This window comes from Bradyrhizobium sp., from assembly GCF_016462955.1.
Classification (GTDB): domain Bacteria; phylum Pseudomonadota; class Alphaproteobacteria; order Rhizobiales; family Xanthobacteraceae; genus Bradyrhizobium.
In genome coordinates, this window is the sequence record NZ_JAEMSD010000201.1 from 1 (window position 1) to 11,260 (window position 11,260).

10 protein-coding genes are annotated in these 11,260 nt (G+C 65.3%); 4 read left to right on the top strand and 6 right to left on the bottom strand.

Translation table 11 applies throughout. The features are described 5' to 3' along the window. On the bottom strand, nucleotides 1–194 hold a 194-nt coding region (locus JHD07_RS20360), incomplete at its 3' end, for a GTP-binding protein (RefSeq protein WP_291625120.1). 114 nt (nucleotides 195–308) lie between these two features. On the opposite strand from JHD07_RS20360, the gene JHD07_RS20365 reads away from it, so the two are divergent. Beyond that, the gene (locus JHD07_RS20365; RefSeq protein ID WP_291625121.1) at nucleotides 309–1,934 is read left to right on the top strand and encodes a glycosyltransferase family 39 protein; all 1,626 of its coding nucleotides are present in this window, start codon (nucleotides 309–311) and stop codon (nucleotides 1,932–1,934) included. Between the two features lie 69 nt (nucleotides 1,935–2,003). Here JHD07_RS20365 and JHD07_RS20370 read toward each other — a convergent pair whose 3' ends face one another. From JHD07_RS20370 to JHD07_RS20390, 5 genes are all read right to left on the bottom strand, one after another. Further along, the gene (locus JHD07_RS20370) at nucleotides 2,004–2,321 is read right to left on the bottom strand and encodes an HPr family phosphocarrier protein (protein WP_291625122.1); all 318 of its coding nucleotides are present in this window, start codon (nucleotides 2,319–2,321) and stop codon (nucleotides 2,004–2,006) included. Then, a complete protein-coding gene (locus JHD07_RS20375; RefSeq protein ID WP_007597752.1) occupies nucleotides 2,318–2,719 on the bottom strand; it encodes a PTS sugar transporter subunit IIA in 402 nt (133 codons plus the stop codon). The genes JHD07_RS20370 and JHD07_RS20375 overlap by 4 nt, the downstream gene beginning before the upstream one ends. 190 nt (nucleotides 2,720–2,909) lie before the next feature. Next, nucleotides 2,910–3,377: an HPr kinase/phosphorylase gene (locus JHD07_RS20380; RefSeq protein WP_291625194.1), complete on the bottom strand. Its 468-nt coding sequence runs from the start codon at nucleotides 3,375–3,377 to the stop codon at nucleotides 2,910–2,912. A gap of 26 nt (nucleotides 3,378–3,403) precedes the next feature. Beyond that, entirely contained in the window at nucleotides 3,404–5,200 is a 1,797-nt protein-coding gene (locus tag JHD07_RS20385; RefSeq protein ID WP_291625166.1) for a sensor histidine kinase, read from the bottom strand. A 118-nt stretch (nucleotides 5,201–5,318) separates the two neighbouring features. After that, nucleotides 5,319–6,020, bottom strand: coding sequence for a response regulator transcription factor (locus JHD07_RS20390; protein WP_008542552.1), 702 nt, complete (start codon nucleotides 6,018–6,020; stop codon nucleotides 5,319–5,321). A gap of 240 nt (nucleotides 6,021–6,260) precedes the next feature. Between JHD07_RS20390 and JHD07_RS20395 the strand changes: the two genes are divergently transcribed. The 3 genes from JHD07_RS20395 to JHD07_RS20405 all read left to right on the top strand — a co-directional run. Further along, nucleotides 6,261–7,010 (top strand): DUF2470 domain-containing protein, encoded by a 750-nt coding sequence (locus JHD07_RS20395; RefSeq protein ID WP_291625191.1) that lies wholly within the window; start codon nucleotides 6,261–6,263, stop codon nucleotides 7,008–7,010. A gap of 63 nt (nucleotides 7,011–7,073) precedes the next feature. After that, nucleotides 7,074–9,668: a CHAT domain-containing protein gene (locus JHD07_RS20400; RefSeq protein WP_291625192.1), complete on the top strand. Its 2,595-nt coding sequence runs from the start codon at nucleotides 7,074–7,076 to the stop codon at nucleotides 9,666–9,668. Between the two features lie 275 nt (nucleotides 9,669–9,943). Further along, nucleotides 9,944–11,260 (top strand): phosphoenolpyruvate carboxykinase (locus JHD07_RS20405; protein WP_291625193.1); only part of this gene is annotated, 1,317 nt, incomplete at its 3' end.

Below are 11,260 nucleotides of genomic sequence, written 5' to 3' on the forward strand. Positions count from 1 at the left end.
GTCTGCGCCTTGATGGTGATGCCGCGCTCGCGCTCGATGTCCATGGAATCGAGCACCTGCTCCTTGCCCGCCATCTCGCGGTCGGAGAGGCCGCCGGTCATCTGGATCAGGCGGTCGGCCAGCGTCGATTTGCCATGGTCGATATGGGCGACGATGGAGAAATTGCGGATGTTGGAAATGGGGACGGTCGTCATGGGCGCGGGATACCACTCACATCCCCGTGCGGCAACCATATTGCTGTATTTTCAGGGCCTTTCTTCACGCCAAGCTGATTCCACGAGCGGCGAAAACGCGCTAGGCAAGCGCCCATGTCGACCACCTCGATCCCCACCACCAAAGCGCGCACGAAGACCCGCCTGAGCTTTGACCGCGTCCGGGCCTTCCTGGTGGCCTGCGCGGTCCGTCCCGAGGCGCGGCTGTGGCTGGTGATCCAGTTCGCGATCCTGCATGCGGTGCTCTGGACCTTCATCCTGATCAACCTCAAGGCGGCGCAGGACGTTCACATGGACGTCGCAGAAGCCTGGGGCTGGGGCCAGAAATTCCTCTGGGGCTACGGCAAGCACCCGCCGCTGTCGGGCTGGGTGGCCGGCCTCTGGTTCAGCGCGTTCCCGGCGGCGGATTGGGCGACCTATGCGCTGGCGATGACGACCGTGAGCGTCGGCATGGTGATCTGCTGGCTGATCGCCTTGCGCGTGGTGGACGCGCGGCGCGCGTTCCTGGTCGTGGTGATGATCGCGCTCTATCCGATCTTCAATTTCAAGGGCTTCAAGTACAACCCGGACCTGCTTCAGCTCGTCACGCTGCCGCTGCTCGTGCTCGCTTATCTCCACGCCTTCGAGAAGCGGAGCTGGCAATCCGGCATCTTGCTCGGACTCGCCGGCGCGCTGGCGCTGATGACCAAATACTGGGTGCTGACCATGATCGGCGCCATCGGCCTAGCCGCGCTGCTCCACCCCGAGCGGTTGCGGTTCCTTGCATCGCCGGCGCCGTGGCTGGCGATCGTGACGATGGGGCTCGCGATGATCCCGCACATCGTCTGGCTGGCAGACGCGCATTTCGTGCCGTTGACCTATGCCGGCGATACCTACAGCCTCGCCGACAGCGCCCAGGTGCATCAACTCGTCGCCGGCTATGTGCTGCATAATCTCGGGCTGCTCGCCTTGCCTGTGGCGCTCGCGGCGCTCGCGATGGCGCTGGTGCCGCCTTGGGGCAAGCTGCTGCTGCGCGCGCCCACGCGCATCGTCACGCGTGCCTGGGCGCGCGGCGGCAATGCCGGCGTCAATCTCTCGCAGGCGCTGAACGTCTGGATCATCCAGGTCATCGTCGCGGTCGGCCCGCCGCTCGGCGCGTTGGTGTTCAGCATCTACATGAAGACCGATTGGGGCATCTCGCTGTTCTTTCTGGTCCCGCTCGCGCTGGTCGCGATCCCGGCGCTGCGCGTGCAGGCGGCGGTGCTGTTCAACATCGCCGCGATCTGGCTGTTGCTCAGCGCGGCGACGCTCGCCGCCTCGCCCTGGATCGCCGCGCGCGAGATGGCGGCCAATGCCGGAAACACCGCCACCTATGGCGCGCGCTCGGAGCTGGCGCGCAAACTGACCCAGGATTGGCACATGCGCTTTGCCTCGCGCTGGGCGGTGGTTGCCGGCACCATGGAATCGATCCAGCCGATGGTGTTCTACAGCCCGGATCACCCGTCCGCATTGCTGCCGCTCGAGGCCTGGGATTCCGGTCTGACCTCGCTCGAGGACGCCAGGAGATACGGCTTCATCGGCGTGTTCGATCCGACCGACGAGCGGCTGCCCAAGTTCGAGAAATGGATATCGGAGGTCGCGCCCACTGCCGAGCGCATGGTGCTGAGCACGCGCCGCTTCACCAACGGCAAGGCCGGTCCCACGATGAGCTGGAACGTCTACATCGCGCCGCCGGCGAAGTGAGGGTTATTGTCGTTCCGGGGCGCGCGTAGCGCGAACTATGCTGCGCATCGCCCTGGAATGACGATGGGCCTAAACCCCTTCCTCGTTGAACTTGCTCTCCACGAGTTCCGTGATCGCCGCGAGCGCGGCTTCCGCTTCGGCGCCGGCCGCCGCCACCGTGATGGTCGTACCCGGTCCGGCCGCCAGCATCATCAAGCCCATGATCGAGGTGCCGCCGACGGTCTCGCCGCCGCGCGTCACCCACACCTGCGCATCGAAGCGCTCGACGGCCTGGACGAATTTTGCGGAGGCGCGGGCGTGCAGGCCGCGCTTGTTGATGATCAGGAGATCCCTGGAGATCGCGCCGTCGGGCACGCCGGTCCCGGCTTGTGGCGCCTCCTCGCTCATTTGCCGGCGAGAACGCGGCTGGCGATGGTGACGTATTTGCGGCCGGCTTCCTGGGCCATCGCGATGGCGTCGGGCAGCGGCCGCTCCTCGCGCACCTTGGCGAGCTTCACCAGCATGGGCAGGTTGATGCCCGCGAGCACTTCGACCTTGGGCCGGCTCATGCAGGATATCGCGAGGTTCGACGGCGTGCCGCCGAACATGTCGGTGAGGATCGCAACGCCGTCCCCGGAATCGACGCGGTTCACCGCCTCGATGATGTCGCTTCGGCACAGATCGGAATCATCTTCGGCGCCGATCGTGATCGCTTCGATTTGCTTTTGTGGACCCATGACATGCTCAAGCGCCGCCTTGAATTCGTCGGCAAGGCGCCCGTGGGTCACAAGTACTAGACCAATCATCGGAAAACTCCTCGCGGGCGCTTTTGGTGCACCGCACGAACGCGCCACTTTGACCATCCAGAGCCCCCGCGCAAGAGGGGATGTTGCGTATCTCCCTGAATCTAGACGGATGGATAAGGGGAGCTGCGCCGGTCTATTCGCTGGCGATAGTGGGGTTCATATGGTTACCATTTCCCTTCAAACAATCGCCTCAAGGGTTAACCGAAGATGAACTCTTGGTAGTGGTCAAGGCCGCGACAACCAGCGGGAGGGGCGAATAGTCGCGGGCGACAGGGATTCTCGGTATCTCGACACCTAAAATGCTGGTTTTCAGGGCTTCGTCCGGCGGCAGGCGTTCCGCGTCGTTGGCGTCCAGATCGACCACGAGACCGACGGTCGCATGCTCCACGAAGTCGCAGTTGCGGATTCCGAGGCCCCGGATCTCGATCAGGCCGGCCAGGCGCGGCGCGGGCCGGACCTCAATTTCATGGCCGAGTGTCGCCAGTTGGACACGGTCATCCCCGACCAGGACCGCGCTTTCCACGACGCCCGCGCGTCCCGCCATGATCAAATCAAAGGCAAGGCGGGACTTGCCGGAGCCGGAGGGACCGCGGATCAGCACGGCATGCGCCCCGACCTGGACGGCGGAGGCGTGAACGCTGGGCCCGGCTTCCCTCAAGCTTCCTTCGTTCAAACCGCCTTGGCTCATAGCGCCGGCAGCCTCACCACGAAGCGCGCGCCCGAGACGGTCGGGACGCCCTCTTCATCCGGCGGCCCCGGACGGTTCTCCGCCCAGATCCGTCCGCCATGGGCGTCAACGATCTGCTTGGAGATCGACAGGCCGAGGCCGGAGTTCTGGCCAAAACCCTGATGCGGACGGTCGGTGTAGAAGCGCTCGAAGATGCGCTCCAGCGCGTCGTCGCGGATGCCGGGGCCGTCGTCGTCGACCACGATCTCGATCTCGCCGCGCACGCGGCGGCAAGTGAGTCGCACCTTGCTGCCGCGCTCGGAGAAGGACTGCGCGTTGGAGAGCAGGTTGGAGACGACCTGCCCGAGCCGCGAATCGTGGCCGCTGACGGCGAAGGCGTCGGTCGGGCCGCGGCCCTCGAAGCGTGTCTCGACCGCGACGTCGTGGCCGAGCTTGGTCTCGTTGGCGGCCGACGTCAGCGTCGTCAGCAGGCGGCGCAGATCGACCGGGATCGCGTCCTGGCGCTGCAACTCGGCATCGAGCCGACTGGCGTCGGAGATGTCGGAGATCAGCCGGTCGAGTCGCTTGACGTCGTGCTCGATCACCTCGAGCAGGCGCGCGCGGCTGGTCTCGTTGCGGGCCAGCGGCAGCGTCTCGACCGCCGAGCGCAGCGAGGTCAGCGGGTTCTTCAATTCATGGGCGACGTCGGCGGCGAACATCTCGATCGCCTCGATGCGGCTGTAGAGCGCGCTGGTCATGTCGCGCAGCGCGCCGGAGAGGTGGCCGATCTCGTCGCGGCGACGGGTGAAATCGGGAATCTCGATGCGGGCCTTGATGCGGCGGCGGACGCGCTCGGCGCTGTCGGCGAGCCGGCGCACGGGACCTGCGATCGTGCTCGCAAGCAAGAGCGACAGCATGATCATCACGGCGGCGGCGACGCCGCCGACCTTCAGGATGGCGAGGCGCTCGGCCGTGACCATCTGGTCGATGTCGTCGCCCTGCGTCGAGAGCATCAAGGCGCCGTGGATGGCTCGCGAGCGCAGCACGGGGACCGCGACCGACACGATCACCTCGCCCCGCGCATTGACCCGTACCATCGAGCGCTTCTGCCCCTGAAGCGCATTGCTCACCTCCGCATAGCCGTTGCCGTTCTCCGGGCCGAGCTCGCGATAGAGCGGCAGGTCGCCGCGGTTCAGCCAGGTGCGCACCGCGACTTTGCCCCGCTCGATGATGCCGGGCTTGTCGGCCGGCGGCGGCAGGTCGAAGCGCAGCACGTTTTCGAGGTTGCGGCTGTCGAGCAGCAGGCTGCCATTCGGATCGTAGATGCGGGCGCGCGTCTTGGTTGGCGAGATCAGCGTGCGCAGCACCGGGGCGACGCGTTCCGGATTGATCGGAAAGTCCAGCGGCGAATATTCGTCGGGGCCGCCATAGGTCTCGCCCGGTTTGAGGTCGAGAAGCCGGTCGGGGTCGATGGTGATGGCGTTGGTCTGCACCGTCGCAGAGGCCGCGATCGCGCCGGCGATGATCTCGGCCTGCACCAAGAGGCTCTGCGCCCGCGCGTCGATCAGGCCGGCGCGGAATTGCGACAGGTACAGGATGCTCGCCACCAGAGCGACGAGGCCGGCAAGGTTCAGAGATACGATGCGCCGGGTCAGGCTGGAGAAGGACAGCGCGAAGAAGAACTGCCCGGCGCGCTTCAGCCAGTTCAGCGGCCGGAAGCCTGACGGCTTGGCTTCGGCAAAATGCTCCTGAACGCCGTCGGATGGGAAATCCCCGGCGCTCTGGTTTGGATCAGGCTGCGTTCGGTCAAGCAATGCTTACGCCCGCGTTAGGACGGCTCGTTCAAAAGGTCCCCGCATCCTAGAATCATCCCGGCCGTGATGGAATCAGAACCGGGGATGCTCTCAGTCGCTCGCGACGGCGCCAGCCGCCTCAGGCTTCCTTGAAACGGTAGCCGACGCCGTAGAGCGTCTCGATCATCTCGAACTCGTTGTCGACCACCTTGAACTTCTTGCGCAGCCGCTTGATGTGGCTGTCGATGGTGCGGTCGTCGACATAGACCTGGTCGTCATAGGCGGCGTCCATCAGCGCGTTGCGGCTCTTCACCACGCCGGGCCGGGTCGCGAGCGCCTGCAGGATCAGGAATTCGGTGACGGTCAGCGTCACCGGCTCATTCTTCCAGGTGCAGGTATGCCGTTCCGGATCCATGCGCAGAAGGCCGCGGTCGAGCGCCTTGGCATCGTTCTCCTTCGGCGCGACGGTCGGGTCCTTCGGCGCCGAGCGGCGCAGCACCGCCTTGACGCGCTCGACCAGAAGTCGCTGCGAGAACGGTTTGCGGATGAAATCGTCAGCGCCCATCTTGAGGCCGAACAATTCGTCGATCTCTTCGTCCTTGGAGGTCAGGAAGATCACCGGCAGGTCGGATTTCTGCCTGAGGCGGCGCAGCGTCTCCATGCCGTCCATGCGCGGCATCTTGATGTCGAGGATGGCGAGATCGGGCTGCGTAGTGCGGAAACCGTCGAGCGCGGAGGCGCCGTCGGTGTAGGTCATGATGCGGTAGCCTTCGGCTTCCAAGGCGATCGAGACGGATGTGAGAATGTTGCGGTCGTCGTCGACCAAAGCGATTGTGGGCATGAGCCTCTGCTTTCTGCTTTCCGTTTGGGTCGTGGCTTGAAACGGCGAGCAATCCAGTGATGCGCCGCATACATGGGTGCCGAATTGGCGTTCGAACCTTGTCACCGAGCAATGCAAGCTGGGCTGAAGTGTGACCAAGTTCCACGAAACACGGCAGATTCGCCGCATCTCGACCCATAACCGGGCCCCCGTTTACCCGAAAAAAGGCCCTCCATGCAACCACCTGACCCGAGAAAGCCGATGCAGCCGACTCCCGATTTCGATCCCGCAAAGCTCGCCAAATCGCTGTTGAGGCGGTCCCGGCAGGGGGCGCTGGCAACGCTCATGACCGGCAGCGGCGACCCCTATTGTTCCCTGGTCAATCTGGCCAGCCAACCCGACGGCGCGCCTATCCTGCTGATCTCTGGCCTCGCCGTACATACCAGGAACATCCTTGCCGATAGCCGGGTCTCGCTGATGCTGGACGAGCGGGCGGCTGGCGATCCGCTCGAAGGGGCGCGGATCATGCTGTCCGGCCGGGCGGAACAGGCCGAGGCTGAAAAGGACCTGCTCAAGCGACGCTATCTGAATGCGCATCCCTCGGCAGAAGGGTTTGTTTCCTTTAAGGATTTCTCCTTTTTCCGAATCCGGCCGACGGGAACCCATCTGGTCGCCGGCTTTGGCCGAATCGTCGACCTCAAGCCGGAGCAATTCCTGACGGACCTCACTGGCGCCGAAGACCTGCTGGCGGCGGAGGCGAGCGCCGTCGAGCACATGAACGCGGACCATCGTGACGCGCTGAATCTCTATGCAACGAAGCTGCTCGGCGCCGCCGCGGGCGACTGGCGCTGCACCGGCTGTGACCCTGAGGGCCTCGACATGCAGGACGGCCAGGCCGCGCTGCGGCTGGACTTCCCGGAGCGGGTGACCGACGGCACATCGCTGCGCAAGATGCTGGTGCGCCTTGCTGGCGAAGCACGCAGCAAGGTGGACGAGAGCGCAACGCCTTGAACGCCGCGCCCCATCGTTGCGACCCAAGACGACAAGGTTTTGAGGCTCGCAGCGAGAGGGTTCATGACGCGTCATCGTTTGGCATTGGCTGCGGGTCTGGTGCTCGTGATCACTGCGTCGTTTGCCGCGCCAGGGCTTGCCCAGAAGAGCGATCTGTCGGCGCAGAGCGCGCGCATCAATGCGCTTCGGACAGCCGGCAAATATTCGGAGGCGCTGCCGCTGGCGCAGGCCATGGTGGCCTCGCTCGAGAAGACCAGCAACAGCCGTGACCTCGCCGCCGCACTCAACAATCTCGCGCAGATCCACGCCGACCAAGGACGCGATGATCAAGCCGAGCCACTCTACACGCGCGCCATCGCGCTGATGGAGAGGGGCACCGGCCAGGGCAGCGTCGAGATCGCGCCGCTCCTGAACAATCTCGCGGCGCTCTATCAACGGCAGAGCCGCTTCACCGAGGCCGAGCCACTGTTCAAACGCGCGCTGGCCGTTCGCGAACAGGCGCTATCGCGCGAACATCCCGACGTCGGCCAGTCCCTTAACAATCTCGCCACATATTATGTGAAGCAGCAGCGTCACGCCGAGGCCGAACCGCTGTTCCGGCGGGCGCTGTCGATCTACCAGAAGGCTGCCGGGCCCGAGCATCCCGCGGTTGCCACCGTGCTGAACAACATCGGCCAGGTCGACCGCGACCTCAACCGCGATGCCGAAGCCGAAGCCCCGATCAAGCGCTCACTCGCGATCCGAGAGAAGGTGCTGGGGCCTGAGCATCCCGACGTCGCTCGCTCGCTCAACAATCTCGCCGGGCTCTACCAGCACCAGCAGCGCCACGCGGAGGCCGAGCCGCTCTACCGCCGCGCACTGTCGATTCGCGAGCGTGCGTTCGGGCCGGATCACCCCGATGCCGCGACCTCGACGAGCAATCTTGCCGATTTCCTGCAGGCAACGGGGTGGACGGCGGATGCCTTGCCGCTCGCGCAGAAGACGCTTGCGGCCAATCGTGCGCAGCTGCGCGTCGTGCTGCCGATCCTGTTCGCGGCGCGGCAGCAATCGCTGCTGGCGAGCGACAAGGCGCTCGATGACGCGCTCGCTGCGATCCAGCGCGGCACGCAATCCTCCGCCGCGTCTGCCGTCAACAAGCTCGCGGTGCGGCTTGCCGCCGGCAGCGACCGGCTCGCCGAGCTGGTGCGCCGCGACCAGGATCTCGCGGCCGAGGCCGAAGCGCTCGACAAGGCGATCGTTTCCGCGGTGTCGAAGCCGCCGGCGCAGCGCGACGCCGCAGCCGAGCAGCGCAACCGTGCGCGGATCGCCGCGATCGCGACCGAGCGCACGGGCCTGCAGAAGACGCTCGCCATCGAGTTTCCCGACTATTCCTCGCTCTCCAACCCGCTGCCGCTGACGGTGAAGGATATCCAGCCGCTGCTGTCGGCCGACGAGGCGATGGTGATCTATTCCGTCGTCGACAAGCAGAGTTATGTCGTCGCGATCACGCGTGAAGGCGTCGACTGGAGGGAAATCCCTTTCGGCGCGGATGCGTTGACGCAGAAGGTGGCTGCATTCCGCAAGGGGCTCGATGTCGGCAAGGCGCACGATGCCTCCGGCAAGGCGGGATTGTTCGACCTCGGGCTCGCCCACGAACTCTATGTCGCGCTGCTCGGCCCGGTCGAAGCAATGACCAAGGACAAGCGCAATTTGCTGGTCGTGCCGTCGGCGGCGCTGACCGCATTGCCGTTCCATCTGCTGGTCACGGAGAAACCGCAGGCGGCGATCCCGGACCGGCTCGAGGGCTATCGCGAGGCGGCCTGGCTGTTGAAACGTCAGGCCGTTTCGGTGCTGCCGTCGGTAATCAGCCTGAAATCGTTGCGCGCCTTTGCCCGCAGGGATCAAACCGTCAAGCCGATGACCGGTTTCGGCGATCCCGTGTTCAACCCTGCGGCCGAAGGACCTGCCGATCGGCGTGCCGCGAGCGGCAAGGTCGCCGCGCGCAGCATTGCGGCGATCGCCTATGCAGATTTCTGGCGCGGCGCAGGCGTGGATCGGGCGCGCCTTGCGCAGGCGCTGCCTCAACTGCCCGACACCGCGGACGAGCTGACCGCGGTGGCCAGGGACGTCGGCGCCGCTGCGGCCGATATTCATCTCGGCCGTGATGCCAGCGAGACGACGTTGAAGCGTGCAGCGCTTGCTCAATACGGCATCATCTACTTTGCCACCCACGGCCTCGTGGCCGGCGATGTCAAGGGATTGGGCGAGCCCTCGCTCGCGCTCTCCATTCCGGATCGGCCGTCGGAGCTCGACGACGGTCTTCTGACCGCGAGCGAAGTAGCCCAGCTCAAGCTCAACGCCGATTGGGTGGTGCTGTCCGCCTGCAATACGATCGCGGGTGACAAGCCCGGCGCCGAGGCGCTGTCGGGATTGGCGCGCTCGTTCTTCTATGCAGGCGCCCGTGCGCTCCTGGTGTCGCATTGGGCCGTGGATTCGGAAGCCGCCACCCGGTTGACCACGTCGACGTTCGAGCTGCTCAAGAACGAACCAAAGCTGGGCCGAGCCGAAGCCTTGCGGCGCGCGATGTTAACCTATCTCGACGACGCCTCGTCGTCGCGCAACGCCTATCCTGCAATGTGGGGGCCGTTCGCCCTGATCGGCGAGGGTGAGGTAAGATAGGCGGATTGTGCGCTGCAACAACTAGATGTAACGCACGAAGGTGCTGTTGGTTGCGCGATCATTCGCACTTTTTCGATGCGCCCGCTCAGAGCTGACATGCGCGACCTTTGGCGCGGTCCTTGAATAAACCAAATCCTGCGGGATCAGCTTGGCAACGCCAGCGTTCACCAGTATTAGGTCATTCAGCCGAGGCCGAATGGCCCAATTATCACGGTGACCGCGATGGCGCCAAACTTGGCCGCGCTTGGTGTCGCGGGTTCTAGGAGGATTTTTTCGTGCAAGAGACGGGCGTGCGCAACGGTGCCTTCGGCGCCGACAAATTCGGCTTAAAGAATCTCAAGCAGGTTCATTGGAACCTCGGTGCGCCGCAACTCTATCAATACTCGCTCGCAGCCGGCGAGGCGGTGCTATCCGCCGATGGTGCGCTGTGCGCCGACACCGGCGAGTTCACCGGGCGCAGCCCGAAGGACAAGTTCACGGTGCGCGATGCCACCACCGACAAGAAGATGTGGTGGGCCGGCAACCAGTCGATCACCGCGGAGCAGTTCGAGACGCTCTACCAGGACTTCCTCAACCACGCCGAAGGCAAGAAGCTGTTCGCGCAGGACCTCTACGGCGGCGCCGACCCGGCCTACCGCATCAAGACGCGCGTCTTCACCGAGCTCGCCTGGCACTCGCTGTTCATCCGCACGCTGTTGATCCGGCCCGAGGCGATCGAGCTGCCGACCTTCGTGCCGGAGCTCACCATCATCGACATGCCGAGCTTCCGCGCCGATCCCAAACGCCACGGCTGCCGCTCGGAGAACGTGGTCGCGATCGATTTCGCCCGCAAGATCGTCCTGATCGGCGGGTCTTATTATGCCGGCGAGATGAAGAAGTCGGTCTTCACGACGCTGAACTACTACCTGCCCGAACGCGGCGTGATGCCGATGCACTGCTCGGCCAATGTCGGCGCCAAGGGCGACACCGCGATCTTCTTCGGCCTGTCGGGCACCGGCAAGACCACGCTGTCGGCCGATCCCAACCGCACGCTGATCGGCGACGACGAGCACGGCTGGGGCCCGAACGGCGTCTTCAATTTCGAGGGCGGCTGCTATGCCAAGTGCATCAAGCTGTCGAAGGAGGCGGAGCCCGAGATCTTCGCGGCATCGACCCGCTTCGGCGCGGTGCTCGAGAACTGCGTGCTCGACGAGGACACGAGGGTCGTCGACTTCGACGACGGCTCCAAGACCGAGAACACGCGCTCGGCCTATCCGCTCGACTTCATCCCGAACGCCTCGCGCACCGGCCGCGCGCCGCAGCCCAAGAACGTGGTGATGCTCGCCGCCGACGCCTTCGGCGTGCTGCCGCCGATCGCGAAGCTGTCGCCGGCGCAGGCGATGTACCACTTCCTGTCCGGCTACACCGCCAAGGTCGCCGGCACCGAGCGCGGTCTCGGCAACGAGCCGCAGCCGGAATTCTCGACCTGCTTCGGCTCGCCGTTCCTGCCGCTCGACCCCTCCGTCTACGGCAACATGCTGCGCGACCTGATCGCCCAGCACAATGTCGATTGCTGGCTGGTCAACACCGGCTGGACCGGCGGCAAGTATGGC